20 protein-coding genes and 1 tRNA gene are annotated in these 18,145 nt (G+C 51.0%); 18 read left to right on the top strand and 3 right to left on the bottom strand.

All coding sequences use genetic code 11. The features are described from left to right. Window positions 1–50 precede the first annotated feature (50 nt). From xylR to AC6I8N_RS00435, 5 genes are all read left to right on the top strand, one after another. Complete coding sequence (gene xylR / locus AC6I8N_RS00455; RefSeq protein ID WP_021183691.1) at window positions 51–1,229, top strand: D-xylose utilization transcriptional activator XylR; 1,179 nt, start codon at window positions 51–53, stop codon at window positions 1,227–1,229. A gap of 61 nt (window positions 1,230–1,290) precedes the next feature. Further along, a tRNA-Sec gene (locus tag AC6I8N_RS00450) sits at window positions 1,291–1,385 on the top strand. 175 nt (window positions 1,386–1,560) lie between these two features. After that, window positions 1,561–2,739: a tyrosine-type recombinase/integrase gene (locus AC6I8N_RS00445; protein ID WP_415175174.1), complete on the top strand. Its 1,179-nt coding sequence runs from the start codon at window positions 1,561–1,563 to the stop codon at window positions 2,737–2,739. Beyond that, the gene (locus tag AC6I8N_RS00440) at window positions 2,740–3,567 is read left to right on the top strand and encodes a hypothetical protein (protein ID WP_497829809.1); all 828 of its coding nucleotides are present in this window, start codon (window positions 2,740–2,742) and stop codon (window positions 3,565–3,567) included. Window positions 3,568–3,686: 119 nt separating this feature from the next. After that, a complete protein-coding gene (locus AC6I8N_RS00435; RefSeq protein WP_415175176.1) occupies window positions 3,687–3,971 on the top strand; it encodes a helix-turn-helix transcriptional regulator in 285 nt (94 codons plus the stop codon). Between the two features lie 59 nt (window positions 3,972–4,030). Here the strand turns inward: AC6I8N_RS00435 and AC6I8N_RS00430 are convergent, their stop codons facing one another. Continuing rightward, on the bottom strand, window positions 4,031–4,204 hold the full coding sequence (locus tag AC6I8N_RS00430; protein ID WP_415175177.1) for a hypothetical protein: 174 nt from the start codon (window positions 4,202–4,204) through the stop codon (window positions 4,031–4,033). Between the two features lie 129 nt (window positions 4,205–4,333). Between AC6I8N_RS00430 and AC6I8N_RS00425 the strand changes: the two genes are divergently transcribed. From AC6I8N_RS00425 to AC6I8N_RS00375, 11 genes are all read left to right on the top strand, one after another. Next, on the top strand, window positions 4,334–4,513 hold the full coding sequence (locus AC6I8N_RS00425) for a host cell division inhibitor Icd-like protein (RefSeq protein ID WP_497829808.1): 180 nt from the start codon (window positions 4,334–4,336) through the stop codon (window positions 4,511–4,513). Beyond that, window positions 4,506–4,862, top strand: a complete 357-nt coding sequence (locus tag AC6I8N_RS00420; RefSeq protein ID WP_497829807.1) for a hypothetical protein — start codon at window positions 4,506–4,508, stop codon at window positions 4,860–4,862. Before AC6I8N_RS00425 ends, AC6I8N_RS00420 begins: the two co-directional genes overlap by 8 nt. A gap of 28 nt (window positions 4,863–4,890) precedes the next feature. Beyond that, a complete protein-coding gene (locus AC6I8N_RS00415; RefSeq protein ID WP_497829806.1) occupies window positions 4,891–5,172 on the top strand; it encodes a hypothetical protein in 282 nt (93 codons plus the stop codon). Next, window positions 5,169–5,546: a DUF5375 family protein gene (locus AC6I8N_RS00410; protein ID WP_497829805.1), complete on the top strand. Its 378-nt coding sequence runs from the start codon at window positions 5,169–5,171 to the stop codon at window positions 5,544–5,546. Before AC6I8N_RS00415 ends, AC6I8N_RS00410 begins: the two co-directional genes overlap by 4 nt. Before the next feature lie 9 nt (window positions 5,547–5,555). After that, window positions 5,556–8,228, top strand: a complete 2,673-nt coding sequence (locus AC6I8N_RS00405) for a DUF927 domain-containing protein (protein WP_497829804.1) — start codon at window positions 5,556–5,558, stop codon at window positions 8,226–8,228. A 411-nt stretch (window positions 8,229–8,639) separates the two neighbouring features. After that, window positions 8,640–9,386: a phage polarity suppression protein gene (locus tag AC6I8N_RS00400; RefSeq protein WP_497829803.1), complete on the top strand. Its 747-nt coding sequence runs from the start codon at window positions 8,640–8,642 to the stop codon at window positions 9,384–9,386. Continuing rightward, a complete protein-coding gene (locus AC6I8N_RS00395; RefSeq protein WP_497829802.1) occupies window positions 9,383–9,934 on the top strand; it encodes a phage polarity suppression protein in 552 nt (183 codons plus the stop codon). The genes AC6I8N_RS00400 and AC6I8N_RS00395 overlap by 4 nt, the downstream gene beginning before the upstream one ends. Then, window positions 9,934–10,212 (top strand): ogr/Delta-like zinc finger family protein, encoded by a 279-nt coding sequence (locus AC6I8N_RS00390; RefSeq protein ID WP_497829801.1) that lies wholly within the window; start codon window positions 9,934–9,936, stop codon window positions 10,210–10,212. Before AC6I8N_RS00395 ends, AC6I8N_RS00390 begins: the two co-directional genes overlap by 1 nt. Window positions 10,213–10,854: 642 nt before the next feature. Beyond that, window positions 10,855–12,174, top strand: a complete 1,320-nt coding sequence (locus AC6I8N_RS00385) for a serine/threonine-protein kinase (protein WP_497829800.1) — start codon at window positions 10,855–10,857, stop codon at window positions 12,172–12,174. Further along, window positions 12,165–12,872: a PP2C family protein-serine/threonine phosphatase gene (locus tag AC6I8N_RS00380; RefSeq protein WP_497829799.1), complete on the top strand. Its 708-nt coding sequence runs from the start codon at window positions 12,165–12,167 to the stop codon at window positions 12,870–12,872. Before AC6I8N_RS00385 ends, AC6I8N_RS00380 begins: the two co-directional genes overlap by 10 nt. Before the next feature lie 340 nt (window positions 12,873–13,212). Next, on the top strand, window positions 13,213–14,061 hold the full coding sequence (locus AC6I8N_RS00375) for a helix-turn-helix domain-containing protein (protein WP_497829798.1): 849 nt from the start codon (window positions 13,213–13,215) through the stop codon (window positions 14,059–14,061). On the opposite strand, the gene AC6I8N_RS00370 is transcribed toward AC6I8N_RS00375, so the two are convergent. Both AC6I8N_RS00370 and AC6I8N_RS00365 read right to left on the bottom strand, forming a co-directional pair. After that, on the bottom strand, window positions 14,018–14,416 hold the full coding sequence (locus AC6I8N_RS00370) for a helix-turn-helix domain-containing protein (protein ID WP_497830719.1): 399 nt from the start codon (window positions 14,414–14,416) through the stop codon (window positions 14,018–14,020). The two genes, AC6I8N_RS00375 and AC6I8N_RS00370, sit on opposite strands and share 44 nt — an antisense overlap. A 115-nt stretch (window positions 14,417–14,531) precedes the next feature. Next, the gene (locus AC6I8N_RS00365) at window positions 14,532–15,497 is read right to left on the bottom strand and encodes an alpha/beta hydrolase (protein WP_497829797.1); all 966 of its coding nucleotides are present in this window, start codon (window positions 15,495–15,497) and stop codon (window positions 14,532–14,534) included. 223 nt (window positions 15,498–15,720) lie between these two features. On the opposite strand from AC6I8N_RS00365, the gene AC6I8N_RS00360 reads away from it, so the two are divergent. Both AC6I8N_RS00360 and AC6I8N_RS00355 read left to right on the top strand, forming a co-directional pair. Continuing rightward, on the top strand, window positions 15,721–16,854 hold the full coding sequence (locus tag AC6I8N_RS00360; RefSeq protein ID WP_497829796.1) for an EpsG family protein: 1,134 nt from the start codon (window positions 15,721–15,723) through the stop codon (window positions 16,852–16,854). A 238-nt stretch (window positions 16,855–17,092) separates the two neighbouring features. Next, window positions 17,093–18,127 (top strand): acyltransferase family protein, encoded by a 1,035-nt coding sequence (locus AC6I8N_RS00355; RefSeq protein ID WP_497829795.1) that lies wholly within the window; start codon window positions 17,093–17,095, stop codon window positions 18,125–18,127. The last annotated feature ends 18 nt before the right edge of the window (window positions 18,128–18,145 follow it).

Genomic DNA, 18,145 nt, shown 5'->3' with positions numbered 1-18,145 from the left:
CAGCCAGCCGTGCTATGCAATGCGCTGGGGGTTTAAGGGAGCGCGCCACTATGCATGAGAAACGATTTCGCATTACGTTACTTTTCAACGCCAATAAGGTGTATGACCGCCAGGTGGTCGAAGGCGTTGGCGAATATTTACAGGCGTCGCAAACTGACTGGGATATCTTCATCGAGGAGGATTTCCGTTGTCGTATCGACAATATTCGCGAATGGCTGGGTGATGGCGTGATCGCCGATTACGACGACAGTTCAATCGAAAAATTACTGGCGAATGTGCCGGTGCCCATTGTTGGGGTGGGCGGTTCCTACCACCAACAACAGGACTACCCGCCGGTGCATTACATCGCCACCGATAACGCCGCGCTGGTTGAGAGCGCCTTTTTACATCTGAAAGAGAAAGGGATAAACCGCTTCGCCTTCTATGGCCTGCCGGCTTCCAGCGGCAAACGCTGGGCGCAGGAGCGGGAGCATGCCTTCCGCCAGTTGGTGGCACGCGAGCGCTATCAAGGGGTGGTTTATCAGGGCATGGAAACCGCGCCGGAAAACTGGCAGCACGCGCAAAACCGCCTGGCTGACTGGCTGCAAACGCTGCCGCAGCAAACCGGCATTATTGCCGTCACCGATGCCCGCGCCCGCCATCTGTTGCAGGCTTGCGAGTATTTGAAAATCCCGGTGCCGGAAAAACTCACCGTTATTGGCATCGACAACGAAGAATTGACGCGTTATCTGTCTCGCGTGGCGCTCTCGTCAGTGGCCCAGGGGACGCGTCAGATGGGATATCAGGCTGCCAAGCTGCTGCATCGGTTACTGGATAAACAGTCCCTGCCGCTGCAACGTATTCTGGTACCCCCGGTAAAAGTGATCGCCCGCCGCTCCACGGATTTCCGCTCACTGCGTGACCCGGCGGTGATTCAGGCGATGCATTACATCCGCTTTAACGCCTGCAAAGGCATTAAGGTCGAACAGGTACTGGACGCCATCGGCATCTCCCGTTCCAATCTGGAAAAACGCTTCCGCGATGAAACCGGCGATACCATTCATGCGATGATCCATCGCGAAAAACTGGAGAAAGCGCGTGAATTGCTGGCCAGTTCTTCGTTAAGTATCAATGAGATCTCTCAGATGTGCGGCTACCCTTCATTGCAATATTTCTATTCGGTCTTTAAAAAGAGTTACGCCACCACCCCGAAGGAGTATCGGCAACATTACGGCGAAAACGTGCTGTGACGCACGAGTGAGATCAACAACTTCACACTGTTTGCCGCTATAATTCTGCGGCTGCGGTAAAGGAAGATCGTCGTCTCCGGTGAGGCGGTCGGATTTCAAATCCGATTGGGGCCGCCAGCGGTCCCGGGCAGGTTCGACTCCTGTGATCTTCCGCCACTCTTACTCTTTTCACGTCAACAACCGTCAATCAAAACCATTAAAATCTGCTAGTTATGTTGAAACCCTCCTCTTATGATGTCAATCTATGTCTACTCAAATCTACCCCCATTTTGGGGTATTTTAGGGGGTTAGAAAATACCCCATAAAATTGATACCCCCAGAAGGAGACGGAATGCCCTTAACTGACGTCAAGGTGCGCACAGCAAAACCGCTGGATAAGCCCTACAAGCTCGCAGACGGCGGCGGCCTGTACTTACTGGTCAATCCCAATGGTTCCCGCTACTGGCGAATGAAGTACCGCGTTTTAGGACGTGAGAAATTACTATCTATCGGCGTCTATCCTGACGTACCACTTGCAGTTGCTCGCCAGAAACGAGATGAGGCCAGGCGAAGTCTCGCGGCTGGAGATGATCCGGGAGCGATGAAAAAAGCCGAAAAACAAGCAAAAAAAATCGCTACTGCAAATACGTTCGAAGCGATCGCGAGGGAGTGGCACAAAGCTAAAGCTGACCGCTGGTCACTTCGCTATCGTGAGGAGATTCTAAGCACGTTCGAAAAGGATATCTTTCCCTTTATAGGCATGAAACCGATTGCTGACATTAAGCCGCTGGAACTGCTTGAAACGCTGAAGAGAATGGAAAAACGCGGTGCATTAGAAAAAATGCGTAAGGTGCGCCAACGCTGCGGCGAGGTTTTTCGCTATGCGATTATTACGGGCAGAGCTGAATATAATCCAGCACCTGACCTGGCAAGCGCATTAGCCATACATAAAAAACAGCATCTGCCGTTTTTAACTGCTCAGGAACTCCCGGCATTCTTAAACGATCTGGCTGGATATACCGGAAGTGTTATAACTAAAACAGCTACTTATTTGATCATGTATACCGGTGTAAGGACTCAAGAGTTACGCTTCGCTCGCTGGCAAGATATCGACCTCGAGAAGGCGGTATGGGAAGTACCAGCAGAACATATGAAGATGCGCCGCCCTCATAAAGTTCCGCTATCAAAACAGGCTGTATCTCTACTCAAGCAACTTAAACCGATAACCGGTCATTATCCGTTAGTATTTATTGGCCGTAATGATCCACGTAAGCCTATTAGCAAAGAAAGTATTAATCAGGTCATTGAGCTATTGGGCTATAAGGGAAGACTGACCGGGCATGGCTTCAGGCATACTATGAGTACAATCTTGCATGAGCAAGGTTATGATTCTACATGGATAGAAATGCAATTGGCCCATGTGGATAAAAATGCCATCAGGGGAGCTTACAACCATGCGCAATATTTTGATGGCCGTAGAGAAATGATGCAGTGGTATGCAGACTATCTATCAAAAGCAGAGGTAGCATAAATGGATTTATTTAAAATAAAAAATACTGACTCATTATTACGTGAGAACTACCGATTATCAGACGCCGCTGAAATAATCGGATGTGATGTTAAAGACATTATGTGGTATGCGTATAAAAAAAACATCGAAGTTTGCATGGAGTTTCATGATGATAAGTATGAAGTTACTAGTGGACTAAGTGCAGATGTTAGCGGCTTAGATTTTATTAGCAGTCTTAAATATTTACCTAGAGATAATGATGGATATTTAATCCTATCTGAAAAAAGTCAACTGAGAATTAATCTAGATGAAATAAGATATGATGAGGCTGGCTATTTAATTTGCAATATAAAAGGCTACTTCTCCGTAGATAGTTATTATAAAAAATTATGGCTCAAACATGAAGGGCAAGCCGATGAATGGCCGGAGTTTTTTATCCCCTCCGATGGATGCAACCTTAACTTCCCAGTGAAAATATACGTTCATTATAATGAGCGCGATGATTTTTATCTTTTTGAAACTTTATGGATCACAAAAAAACAGATTGGGAATTTTATAACAGCTGTTGAACAGGATAAAATGCCTCAAAAGAAAAACGATTATAAACGGCAATCTGAGGTTCAAAAAAACAAACATGCAGTACCAAGAGCTGAGGTTCTAATGGCAATCGTTTCTCTTTTTCATCGCAATATGAATTTGCGCAGAGAAAGTCCTGCTTCAATAGCTGAATACCTCTTCGAACATGCGCATCAATTTTGGCCTGAAAAGGGCGTTCCACCGTTGAGCTACGATACAATCGTCAGCCTCTTACGCACCTGCATGAAAAAAGAAGGATTAACATTTAATTAACAACCATGGTGACTAAAACTCTCATTAACTACTACATTAGTCACCTGTTACTTATTGAAATCGTAAGATAAATTTCCCCGTATTGAAGCGAGTAGACTTGAACATACGGAGAATGAACTATGACCCTTTCCACCAATATCGTGACTGCACAGCGCCCCTCTATGGATGCTCTGATTGATATGAAGTTTATCACCGCAGACTGCATGTTAAGTGACAAATGGATTTATCGCCTTATCTCACAAGATCGCTTTCCTCGTCCTATAAAAATTGGCCGCATGTCACGTTGGCGCGCGGCCGATTACTACGAATGGCGTGATCAACACGAAACTAGTTCTATCGAGAAATTTGAGGACATGAGAAGGCAAGCAAAGAAACTGCAACGAGCAAGTAATTATGCGGCCTGATACAAAGCCGCAAAATGAAAAATCTTTCTAAAAAACGAATTTGCGCGCTCTTGCACCTGCTAACCGTTAGGATCAATTCCGCGTGATTGCAGTTCCTTGCGTAATACACGTTTTATCCATGCAGCAAGGGCAGTATCGCCGTCTTTACGCATTTCATTTTCCAACTGCTGCCGGAATTCATCTGTTAAGCGCATCTGAAATGGGGGCGAACGTTTTTCTTGTGGTGTTGACATGGTAATTACCCTAACTTATGATGACCTACATGGTAATTACCATTGTAGTTATCATAAACCCAAAAAACAATGCCCGCCTGTGCTGCAACACATAACGGGCATCTAACCAAACATACCTGGAACAACAATATGGCTACATCAAAGTCTACCTGGATATTTGCGGCAATCAACCGTTCTCAGTTGTCCTGCCGCCCCGTCATGCTGCGTATTACTGCCATTGACGAGCGCAGCGCCCGCAGCCGAATGGCGGCTGATTACATCCTGCTCTTTGCGGGCCGCCTGCCCTGCCACGGAGGCCGTCATGCGTGAATATCCGCAACGCGGCGAACGCTGGCAGCATTCGCAGGGCTGGACGGTTACGGTACTGCGCCTGTCCGCTGCGCCTTTCTCAGTCGCATCCGTTAATCCTGAGTTCAGTCACGAGGTGCTCTATCGCTACGACAGCGACGGTCAGGTGACCTCATCGCCGCTGGCATGGTTTGAGGAAAACTATACCCGGCTTGCCGGAGCACCGCGCCGTTTCAGCGCCCCGACCGGAGGCAGCAGCGGGTTCAGCCCGTTTAACCTGCATCCCACGGTGAAATACGAGCGCTGGCGGGAGCGGCCAGCACGGCAGCCCGCCGAACCCGACGCCAGTCACTACTCAAACTACCTCTGACACACAGCCAGCTTTAACGGAGTAAACCATGACAATGTCAATCGGGCACAACGGTGCTCAGGGCATCCCCTTGCCTGAAAACGGTGCTTTTAACGCCTTTGCTTACGGCCTGCCGGAGGACGCATTTGAAAAGCTGACCCGCGCAAAGGAAGCCTGCGACCTGCTCCAGCTCCTGTTTTCCGAACATCCCTGTTCAGGTTCATTAACCGCGCACAGCGTACCCGGCGTGGCCGCGCTGATGGAATACCTGCGCGCCGACCTGACCGACGTTACGCGCTGCTGCGCACTGATTGAGGAGGCCCGCGCATGAAGAAGCCACAGGTATCTGTTTTTCCGGCGGAGCTGACCACAGCACTGTACCGCCGCGCCATCGCCTCAGCATGGCGGGCAAAGCATCTTGCCGCCACCGGCAGCGAGATGCGCGGCCCGCATCGCATGACGGTGGAGCGTATCGAGATGGCCATCGCGCTGCACATTGAGAGCGCAATGGTGAACGAGTACGGCGAAGCGCGGGGCGCGGCTGCGGCGCTGGCTCTGCTCACGGACATGGTGGAGCCAGCGCTCCTCACTGCGCCGCCGGTGCTGACGCCGCGCGGATGCGAAGTCATGACCGAACTCTACCGCACGCTTCCCGCGGCTTTTGAAAAGTTCTGCGGCACCGGCGCGTCGCTGTACCGGCATTAAGGAGGCGTTATGACAGTACAGTCAGTATCAGACATCGCTGCTGCTGCGCGCGGCCGCTGGCCGGTCGTTTTTCAGTTGCTCGGCGTCAGCGTGCCGGACGGCGGCAGGCACGGCCCCTGCCCGAAGTGCGAAGGTAAAGACCGTTTTCGCATGGATGACCTTGAGGGGCGGGGGACGTGGATTTGCAGCCACTGCGGCAACGGTGACGGCCTTGACCTGGTGAAGCTGGTGACAGGCAAAGGCGTGAAACAGGCCGCGCAGGAGGTGGCACAGGTGCTCGACGTTCGTGATGTGCAGGACATGCCGCTTAAGCCAGCCAGAGAGAAAGCCCCGAAACGCGACATGGCCGCCACGGTGGAGGCGCTGGTGAAAGCCAGCCACACGGGCGAAAGTGTTTATCTGACCGGTAAAGGCTTTGCCGGTTATCCGGGATGCCTCACCGGCAGTGCGCAGCGCATCAGCGGCACAGCCTTTCCGGCAGGTTCCCTGCTGCTGCCGCTGACCACAGCAGACGGTGCAGTGACCGGCGCGCAGCTTGTTGCCCCCACAGGTGAGAAAAGCCTGCTGCCGGGAAGCACCATGAAGGGCGCGTTTGTGGCGCTCAGCCCGCTGCCGTCTGAGTCGCCAGTGCAGGTGGTCATCACGGAGGGCTACGCCACCGCGCTCACGGTGAGTCAGCTTACCGCCGGGTGCGTTGTGGCCGCGATATCGGCGGGCAACCTGCCGAACGTGGCGCAGGCGCTGCGGGCACGCTGGCCGGAGGTGAAAATCGTCATCGCCGGTGACAACGACTTTCAGGATGCGGGTGAGAACCCCGGCAGGGCGTTTGCGGAGAAGGCAGCAAAAGCCGTCAGTGGCTGGGTGAGCCTGCCGCCGGGCGAAATCAAAGCCGACTGGAACGACTTTCACCGGGAGCACGGTGTGACCCGCACCCGTGAAGCCTTCCGTAACGGTCTGGTGCTGTGCGGTGAGGGCCGCACGCAGCTGCCGCACGGGTTCCGGCTGACGCAGGAGTATCTCTGGTATGAGAAGCAGGTGCAGCGCAACGGCGAAACGGAAATCCAGAACGTCAAAATCTGCAACCCGCTGCGCGTCACGGCCATTACCTGCGACGCCGACGGCGGCAACTTTGGCCGCCTGCTGGAGTGGGAGGATACGTGGGGCGAGCGCCGCCGCTGGGCCATGCCGATGGAAATGCTCAGTGGCAGCGGCGAGGAGCTGCGCCGGGTGCTGCTGGTCAACGGCCTGTCCTACATCAGCACCACCGGCGAGGCCCGTGCGCGCCTGATGGAGTACATCTCGCTGTGCAAGCCGGAGCGCCGCGTGACCTGCGTGAGCCGCACCGGCTGGCATGGTCAGGTTTACGTCCTTCAGGACGAAGTGAGCGGCGACGGTGCAGACGGCGTCATTCTCCAGACCACCTCCGTGCAGGGGCGGGACTTCCGCGTGTCCGGCTCGGTGGAGGAGTGGCGCGAGCACGTTTCCCGCTTCTGCACCGGCAACTCCCGCGTGGCGTTTGCGGTCAGCCTCGCCTTTGCCGCCCCGCTGCTGAGGCTGGTCGGCATGGACGGCGGCGGCTATCACCTCAAGGGGGAATCCACTGACGGCAAGACCACCACCATGAAGGCGGCGACCTCCGTATGCGGCGGGCCGGACTACTGGCAGACATGGCGTGCGACCGGCAACGCGCTGGAGGGCTGCGCCAGCCGCCGCAACGATGCGGCCATGATGCTTGACGAAATCCGCGAGGTGGACGGGCGCGAGGCAGGCAACATCGCCTACATGCTGGCAAATGGTCAGGGTAAGGGCCGTGCCGGTACGGACGGCGAGCTGCGCACCCGCAAGCAGTGGCGGCTGCTGTTCTTCTCTACCGGCGAGCTGTCACTGACTGAGCACGCCGCGAAAGCCGGTGAGCGCACCTTTGCCGGAATGGAGGTGAGAATGATCCAGATACCCAGCGACTCCGGGAAATTCGGGGTGTTTGAGGAGCTGCACGGCTTTGAGAGCGGCAAGGCGCTGGCCGAGCATCTGGAATGGGCAACGGCCAGCTACTACGGTGCGCCGTTCCGCGAGTGGCTGAAGGCGCTGACCGCCGACCTGAACGGGCTGACGGCGCAGGCGAAAACGCTGCTGAAGGAGTACACCGCCGCCCTCACTCCACAGGATGCAGGCAATCAGGTGGGCCGTGCGGTTAACCGTTTTGCCCTGGTGGCAATGGCCGGAGAGCTGGCAACCCGGCTCGGCATTACCGGCTGGCAGGAGGGTGAAGCGCTGCGGGCAACCCGCGTGTGCCTCAGTGCCTGGCTGAAAGACCGGGGGCATACCGCCAACCAGGAAGACATTGCCGCGCTGGAGCAGGTGCGCAGCTTCTTCACCGCTAACCAGTACAGCCGCTTTGCCGACTGGCACGACGAGCGCAACCGCCCCGGCAACATGGTGGGCTGGCGCAGGGTGGAGAAAGGCAGCACGGCACAGGGCACGGAGGCAGTCACGACGTTCTATGTCATGCCGTCCGGGTGGAAAGAAATCTGCCGGGGCTTCGATCCGCGCAAGGTGGCGCGCCTCTGCGCAGACCGGGGGTATCTGCTGGCCTCTTCCGACGGCAAGTTACAGACCAGTATCCGCCCGCCAGAGATGAACGTGCGCAGGCTCTACGTCTTTAACAGCGAGGTGCCGGGCTGACGTTAAAGGCTTTGCGTGAGTCTTATTTTTAAAGGGTAACAGGTGTAACGGGTGTAACAGCGGCATCCGGTAAGGGCTGAGCCTGTTACACCTGACAAAAAGGTGAGGTGTAACGGGTGTAACAGTGGCCGCTTCCTGCTGTTACACCCTGTTACCCACTATGTTACACCGCAGATTTCATAAAAATCCCTTTCAGTTCAGTGATGTAACACCTGTTACCCGTGTTACACCGGAAAAAGAATGCCAGTGAGGTCAGCGCCATTTAAACCCTTTTTTCTGGCTGGCCGGTTTTCAGGCGCAGCGGTAATGCCGCCCGGCGTTGTACCAGACACCACACACGGCCCGCAGATAGATGACCTGTGCCAGCCACGGCACAATTGACTGACCGAAAATAACCCGACAGGAATTATCATGAACGAGAAAAACACCGCTGCCACAGCAGCCGCACTGCCTGCCGCCACGCAGGCCGCGCTTGAAAAGGTAAACATCACGAAAGCCGCCTGGCTTGAGGCGCGCCGTAAACAGGAGTCAGCAGCCGCACAGGCCGGAATCATCCGCCAGCGCCGCAGCGAGACGGAAGCCAGCGCAAACGCCCAGAACGACGAATGGCGCAGGCTGTTCCGCGAGAACGGCGGCGTGATGACGCCGGAAATGAAAAAGCTGCGCGCTGAGGTGGCGCTCGACCGCGAGTCGCTGGAAGAATTTGACGCCCTGCTGGCCGCGCATGAAAGCGAAAACGAGTTTCTGCCGTGGGAAACCGCAGACCGGGCACACGAATACATTAACGCCCATGACCGTCTGGCAGAACACCGCGCCATGCATATCTGGCAGGACTTCATGCGGGCGAACGGCAGGCAGCTGATACAGACTCTGAGCCTGCTGAAAATCACGCTCGGACGCAGCGCCGGTAGCGGTTCCGGGGTTGTGTATTCCGTCAACGACCCGGAAACCGTGCTGAAGGACTTCATCAGCAGACACATTACCCAGCCAGCGCTGGCCGGTGATGCGCTGCCGGAAAATGACGTGGTGTTTAAGCTGGCGGGGATTTTCCCTGAGCACGCCGCCAGAGTGGATAACGGTAAGGCACCGAATCCGGCAGCGCGCCACAGAATACTTGTGCGCCGACGCGAGACAGCGAAGAAGGAGAAAGCACTGTGACCATTGCCACCACACCTGCACAGGCGCTGGACCAGTTCCGCGCCGCCCGGAGCCAGTGGCAGACGCACCTGACGTCCCGCACTGATGCGGAGCAGGCGCTGAGCGCGCTGCTGGCCGCCGGTGAGAACACATCCGGTTACGGTGAACGGGTGCCGCTGCTGCGTGAGCGCATCGCGGTGCTGGACTGGCAGATTAGCTGCGCCGCCCGCGAGGGCGTGTATGCGCAGAGGCTGGTGCTCGAAGCCTGTACAGAGGACGCGCTCAGTGCCTTTATGACTGAACACGGCCCGGCGCTGACCTCTGCGCTGGCCCCGTTCCTGAACGGTCCCGGCGGGCCGGAGGTGGCCACCCGGCTGCTGCGCAGCGCTGTACTCCGTGAGGCGCTGCGGGCACGCCCGGCAGTGGCAGAGACTTACCAGGACGCGCTGAACGAAACCGGCCTGATGCCGGAGCCGGACATGCTGCGCGATGGTCGGGGCAGCTTCACGCCCGCACAGCACCTGCGCTTTCAGCAGCGGCTCAAACAGCTGCCACAGGAGAGTGTGTAATGGCCCTGAAATGCCCGGAGTGCGGCACCACCGCACACACCCGCACAAGTGCTTACGAGTCAGCAATCGTCAAACGCACCTGGTATCAGTGCACCAACCTTGACTGCTCCTGCACGTTTACCGCGCTCGAGAGCGTCGAGAGAATCATCATGAAGCCACAGAAAGCGGCAGAGCCGGAGCGCGCCGGGGCACAGGAAATCGCCGGGCGGCAACCGCAGACACTGAACCGCTACGGCTCCGCCAGTAAACTGTCCAGGCGTCAGCAGGCCCCCGTCTGAAAATTGCTTAATCCTTCTCTGAACCGGCCATCGCGCCAGTTTTTTTGTGCCTCTTTTTCCTGGCTGGCCTTCTCATGCGCGAGTGCATGTCTATGCTGCATGAAAATGCATGAATCCCTGCACCCTGATCATCCCCGCGCAGGCCAGACGGGGCGCGGTCCGGGACCATTCATGCAGGTGCATGAAAACCGCTCTATAAAGCGGGCAGGCGTGGCGGGGGTACGAGCGCGCGCAGCGGGGTAAAGCATCATTCCCGGCGAGTCTTCATATGTCTAATCGCTAGTCAATTTAGTATCAACACATTGCTTCTGGGTTCAAATTTAACTCAAATCCTCGACCCAAATTGTATCCTTCTCAATTATTTTTTACTCTAACCCTAAAGTATTTCTGGATAGTGGCGAGTATAAATAAGTATGCGCATAAGGAAGTAAACTACTTATGAAAGCTATGCTATTAAGAGTAAGGGTAACAGTTTCGAGGCGTTAAGGGTTATCGGATCTCCTCTTGCAGCATCATTTATACTTATACATCACACAGCCGAGGTGGCAGGGAAAGCATTACAGCCAAGTTTCATAAACAACTGGTCAAAAAATGACACACCGCTACCCATAAGCTCTGAAATTAACTATTGAAGGATATGATATGTTTAGAGAATTAGGCAGGATTGGTAGCGGTGGTTTCGGAAATGTCGATCTTGTTGCTGATGAACTTAATAATAGATTTGCGAGAAAAACATTTAGCGTTAACCAACCTTTGCCTCCAGAATTAGTGGAGAACGTAAAAAAAAGATTTATCCGCGAGGCAAATGTTCAATTTGGATTTCGCCATAAGAATATAGTACCTGTCATTATAAGAGAACTTTCTGCCGAACCCCCTTATTTTTTAATGCCTTTAGCTTCCTCTAGCCTTGATAAAGATATAAAAACTAGCAAAACCTTAAATGGGGCATTCATCACTGCAATAATGGATATTCTGGCAGGTTTAGAGGAACTTCACTCGATGCAAATTTATCATCGAGATTTAAAACCTCAAAATGTTTTACGGCTAGAAGAAAACTCAGGAAGCTATTATGCAATCAGCGATTTCGGTTTGATGTCTATAAAAGACACACAACTATCAGCTCTTACCCAAACAGGTATGCGTATGGGATCTGACTACTACACAGCCCCCGAAATTGTTGCAGACCTTCGCAGGGCAAGCCCAGCGTCTGACATTTATTCAGTTGGTTGTATACTGCATGATTTTGTAGGTACAGGGGAAAGAATTCCTTGTAATGAAATTAATGACGATGCAAGTGCGTATGCTGATATTATCAGAGCTTGTACACGCAGAGATCCAGCGAGACGTTTCTCTAGCGTTGCAGCTTTAAGGGATGCAATACTCAGTGTAGATCCTAAAACAGTAACTGTTTTTAATGCCGAAATTAATAACTTCATGGATTATTTGTCAAGCGTTGAACCCTTGCATGAAGAAGTATGGAAATCAATTATATCATATATTGAAGATAACTATGGGACGAATGAAGTAAGTACTATACTTCATAAGATTGATTTAAATAAAATTAAAGAGCTTATATCATTAAGTCCCTTATTAGCTTCACGATTAGGCCAGCAATATGCAACATGGGTTGCTAACAGCAGCTTTTATTTTGAGCAGTGTGATGGCATTTGTAATCGCCTTTGTGAATTTCTGAATGTTCCAGATCTTAGCTGCCAGTCAGAAGCTCTCATGGCCTTACTCTTTATGGGCACTTCTCATAATCGTTGGTATGTCGAAAGGACTTTTGTCATGGCAGCTGGTCCTGAGATGTCGCTTCCATTAGCACGAAGAGTTGCTTTGGAGATGAGTATACTAGAGGGTAAAATGTGCCGTGCTGTAAGTCATCTTAATAGCTCTATTGGGGTTTCATATGAGATACTCCATCCGGAAATTGTAGCCATGATACAAAGAGTTTGCCGTTGATAAACATATACTCATACACATCGGAAGGACCGAGGAAGACCAATCAAGATTGTATACTGCATACGCAGATACCTGATCGCGGCCTTCTATGTTGCGTTGCTGATGGTGTAGGCGGTAATCAAGGCGGCGAAATTGCATCCAAACTTGCTACGCAGGTTTTCGATAAGGAACTTCGAAAGGAAGATGTCACTTTGCATGATTGTGCAATGATCGCTCATAATGAAGTGTTGGCGATGGCGGCATCAGATGAAAACCTGTTAGGTATGGCTACAACAATTACTGCTGTACTTATAAGTGGTCACAGTCTTGTTGGTATCAACTGTGGTGATTCCAGAACATACCTCCTTAGAGGTAACGGCTTAATGCAGCTTTCAATCGATCATAGTGAGGTCGCGAGGCTGCTCCAATCAGGGAAACTGACTAAAGAGGCTGCTTTCGACTACCCTCGTAGGCATATTTTAGAAAGTGCCATAGGAGCTCATAAGCCACTAATAATACAAGATTTTGAGCACAAGCTAGAAAAGAAAGATCGCGTGGTCCTGATTTCAGACGGGGTTTATTCGGTCCTATCTAAGAAGGAAATTCGAGATATATCAATAAGAAATGAAAATGTCGAGGATTTTGGAGAAGAGCTCATTACTCATGTTGTAGATAGAAAAACTTCTGATAACTTTTCTATCATAATTATTGAAATTTAGATTTATCAAAAATGTTGATAACATATAAACTTATTAAACACTCCATCAGAATCAATAAGTTAAATAAATTTTAGTTAAAATATCTTTAAATTAAACTTTATCTTTAAGCCCATTAAGTATGGCCCTTTTATTTCAGGGTATTCAAGAGTAAAACTCTAGCTAGTAAATTAACATCAGGAAATGAGTTATGTGTTGCTGAGAAGGTGACAGACTTGGGGGTTCTTTTGGGGGTACTAAATTCACAAGCTCAATAAAAAACATAAAAAACAAACACTTAAAAAATACTGAGACTCCTGTGATCTTCCGCCACCTTGTTCACGCCTGACCTTCAGGAAAACCCATGTTAATCCACCCATCCGATAACATCCCTTTTGCGGGTGACCCACGCAGAGACGAGTTGCGTCAACGGCTACTGGAACCGAATGCGCCGAAGGTGATTGCCGTATCGTTGTCCAAAGAGTTGGATCGGGAGAGCCACACACATCGTCATGCTGCCGGACAACTTTATTGCCTGAAACAGGGGTTGATGACGGTTAACACGCCATCCGGTATTTTTGCCAATCCACCACGTTTAGTCGGTTGGATCCCACCGCACTTCGAACACGCGATCGTTGGACCTGGGCAGGTGTTGGGGTGGACCGTATTGATTGACGAAGATCTCGCCGCGCCATTGCCTGATCATCCGGTATTGTTATCCTGCCCGGCAGTGCTGGAACCTCTCGCCGAACGGCTGGCGACCTTAACGCCAGAATTTTGGGGCAGTGAACGCTACAACCGGTTGGGGGAAGTTTTCCTCGATGAACTCTATGAAGCCACCGTCCAGCCTCTCACTCTGCCTTTACCTGAAGATCCGCGTCTGCTCCAGATAGCGCGTTTGCTAATCGACAACCCATCTGACATACGTACCGGACCCGAGTTGGCACGCTGGGCAGGGCTTAGCCCCAGAAGTCTGAGCCGCCACTGGGCCAATGCCACTGGCATGAGCCTGGCAAAATATCGCCAGACCTCACGCCTGTTGAAATCGCTGGAGGGACTCGCCGCGGGCAACAGCGTGCAGCAAGTTGCCTGGCAGGTTGGATTCGAGAATGTCAGCAGCTACATCAGTGCGTTTCGTCATGCCTTCGGCTCGACACCGGGAAAATATTTTACCGCACCGGATGACCATGCGAACGCAACATCAGCAGGCTAGCCGGACCATCAATATGCGGCAGGCTGTGCTGATATTTGCGACGAAATGCCCTTGGCGGTAGGTTGAACATGCGGCGAAAGGTGCGGCAGTAAGTCTGCTGTGAGTCAAAGCCAAACTGCAACGCAATATGCATCAGAGGGGTATTGTCGGTTAACAACGCAATCACCGACGCCGTGAGCTTCCTCTCGCGAATGTAGGTTCCCAGTGCGATACCGGTATAACTGCGGAACAAGCGTTGCAGATGCCACTGCGAATAACCCGCCCGTTGTGCAACGGTTTCCAGAATCAGTTTTTGTTCGATATTAGCCTCAATCCACAGCAGCAACTGATGTATGAAGGCCACGTTAATATCCATCATTCCTCCTGATGCGGTCAGTCAGGAGGATTATAAAAAGTCGGCAATTGGCTATGTTGATGCTTAAGGCCAATCAATATCGATAACTCGCCAAATTGTGCACACGAGTGCCAGGTCAGGGTTGCTTCACCAGACTCGCCTGCCAGTCACTAAACAGCGTCGGCCAGTTTTTTGCCGGGATATTCTGTTTTTTCACAATGCCGAAACCATGCCCGCCCTGCTGGAAAAGATGTAGTTCAACTGCCACCTTATTTTTACGCAACGCCTCAAACATACGCAGTGCGTTTTGCGGCGAGGCCGTGCCGTCATTCAGCGCCTGAACAAGAAAAGTGGGTGGCGTATGGGCAGTCACGCGGTCTTCCTGCGAGAAGCGCTGTTTGATGTCGTTGCTGATGTCTTTGCCAAACATCGCCGCACGCGTACCGTTATGAGTCACACCATCCTGTAGTGACAGCACCGGGTAGATCAACGCCGCAAAATCGGGGCGGGCGGAAACCTGATCGACGTCATCCCGTGGTGGGTAATTGGTGGCATCAGGATCATTGCTGACGTTTGCCGCCAGGTATGCGCCAGCGGAAAAACCCATCACTCCTATTTGGTCTGGCGCAATACGATATTGAGCAGCACCGGCGCGAATCAGGCGCATAGCACGCTGAACATCAGCAAAAGCATTATTTCGATTAACGTCAGATCCGCCACGCGGCATACGGTAAAGCAGCACAAAAGAAGAATAGCCTTTTTTACTCAGAACCTTCGCGACATCTAACCCTTCAAGATCTTGCATAATATACGAAAATCCCCCACCCGGAATGATTAGCACAGCCGAATGATTAATTTTACCGGCGGGAGGAACATAAATTATTTCTGGAGAATCGACTTTTGTGACAGCACGATTATTATCTACCGGGTTTTTACTAAAATTAATAAATGTATTATTTCCTGACACTTCATTTGGCCAGATCGGAATTTCCTTATTGGCAAAGGCGCAGGGAAGATAAAACAGGAAAATCAATGCAGATAAAAAAGATGACTTCATCTCTCCGGCTCCAAATCCTGAATAAAAACAATGATAAGCATTCATTCTGAGTGCCATGACGACACAACATTCTGAATCAGAATCCTGTCCCAGAAGAAAAAACTAACATTATAATAAGTCCAATTGAATCTGTAGGGAAAGATAGCAAATAATGACCACCTTTTTCACTCAATATAATACCGGACCAGAAAAAATTAGACTTTTCTCATGTTTACGTTAACAACACCCTATGTTATAAGTAAATTTTAAACTATAAGAATCTGTGACCATGGGAATTTACTGGATCATAAGCCTGAGTTTGACTTTTATTGCAATCGTTGAAGTCATGCTGAGTAAAGATGAAAACACAGCGCGAATCCGATCATATATTTATTTTGTTGCCGTGGTCGTGCTTTTTACCTTTGGCGGGATTCGTGGTCTGGGCACGGGCCTGGATGATTTTCAGTATCGCCAGTTCTTTTCTCAATTCATCGATCAGATTATTATCGAAGGGTTCTGGAATGCCGTTGTCAATTTCCGCTATGAACCGGCTATTTATGCCATTGCAGGCTTCACCAGAATATTTACCGCTAACCCGGATATTTTTATCTATGTCTTTACCATGATAGCGGTCTGCGTCAACGCACATTATTTCCGTAAGCTGACACCATTACCGTTAGTTGCCCTGGCTGTTTATTCTGCGCACCTGTTTATCAATAAAGACATGAACCAGATCCGCTTTGGTTTGTGTTCCGCGTTTCTGATGGGCTTTGTCTATCATTTCGCGCGCAGAAGTAGACCAGGGATGATCACCACCTTCATTCTGTCGTTTATCAGCCATGCTACGGGTATTGTGGCACTGCTGATCCCAATAGCATTAATTGTCAGAAAAAACAAATATATTCCGATACTTATCGTCGTCGCCAGTCTACCCCTGGCCTTTATGGGAAGTTCGGCGTTAATTTCTCTTATTTCCAGCCATATCGGTTCTCTGGGCGACAGGGCAATGGGCTATGCCAACCAGGATTCCGCGCAGGAACAAGGCATCATTACGCTTTCCAACCTGAAAAATATTGGCTTCGTCTTCATTTTTAGCTTTCTGCTGCTAAGTGACAAAATAAAGAATTTCGACGAAGAAAAGTTTCGCCTCTACTACATTCTGGTCATTACGTTTGCCATTGGTAGTGGTTTAAGGATGGCATTGCAGGATTATGCCTCTGGTGGCCGTTTGGCAAACTATCTTTTGCAGGTTGAGCCGGTACTTATTTCTCTGTGTATCTGGGAAACCAGGAAAGCAATGAAGGTTCTGGCCGTGGGTATTACGGTACTCATGGTTCTTTACTATCTATATTACAATACCATTTCAAGTAAGCAGTCGATTACTGGCTACGAAGTTTCACGTACCTTCCAGTTATTCCGCTAATTTCTAATGCGCTGGGATCCAATGCCAGCGCATCTTCCTCTATTTAAGAATACCCCGATGGACACATAAGGAAAATCCGAATATCTTCCCTCATCAGGGCTTCACTTGATTTTTGAACCTTTTAAAACTCTAATAGTAGTACATCTGCGTCAGCAGTGATCGGAATATTCCTAACAACTCATGTAAAATCTAATAACGATTTTACTGGCGCAACGTCACTCAATGAAAGAATGCAGATATGAACGAAAAAAATAACTTCGACATCGTCCGACTATCGCTCGCCTTTATCGTGTTACTGGTGCATTCGGCAGAAGTGACGAGAAATGCTGACATTCGTTTCCTCTCGCACTTCCTGAATAGTGATTTTGCCGTAAGAGGATTTTTCGCAATAAGTGGTTTTCTTATTGCAAAAAGTTACTTGAGAAGTAAATCGCTGACCTCCTATTTTATTAAACGTGCACAACGCATTCTCCCCGCCTATATATTCGTGGTGATTATGTGTTTCGTGATTGGGATGTGCGTCACCACGCTGCCTCTGGTCGATTTTCTGAAGAACAAAGAATCGATTAAGTATCTCATTGCTAACTTTTCGTTCCTCAACTTCATCCAGCCTTCGCTACCCGGAGTGTTTACCAATAACCCCAACCAACCGATGGATGGTTCGCTGTGGACGATTAAGGCCGAGCTGACGCTTTACGTACTGCTGCCCTTTGTGCTGCCGCTGATGAAGAAGAGCCCGTTGAAAGTCTGGACGGCGATTTTCGTCATCTCCAGCCTGTGGTTCTTCTTTTTCTCGATGGTGTATACCGGTCCGAAAGCCGATACCCTGGCGAAACAGTTTATTTCGCTCGCCTCTTTCTTCTTCTTTGGCAGTCTGCTGGCAACGCATCAACCCACTTTTGACCGCCTGAAAGAGATCACCATTGTTTCGCTGGTGCTGTTTTTGTTGTTCAAAAACACCGACTACTCCTTCCTTATTGAACCCATCGCGTTCTCTTCCGTGGTGATTCTGTTCTGCACCAACCTGTGTAGCGAGATTAAAATCAGCCAGTATGGCGACCTGTCTTACGGCATGTACCTCTACCACTGGCCAATTATTCAGCTGCTGCAACACTTTGGGGTTTTCACCGCCAACGCTTACCTGGGCTTGCTGATGACGATAGTTATCACCCTGGCGCTGGCCTACACCTCATGGAATTTGCTGGAAAGCCGCTTCCTGAAACGCGCGCACCACACCCCTCCCTCCATCGCCGGCAGCACCGCACGCGATTAAAGCGATTTATCGCGCAAA

The organism is Pantoea sp. X-Soil-TKNS-1279, from assembly GCF_059730565.1.
The sequence above is the reverse complement of the archived record's forward strand: the minus strand, read 5'-3'. Positions and strand labels throughout refer to the sequence as shown.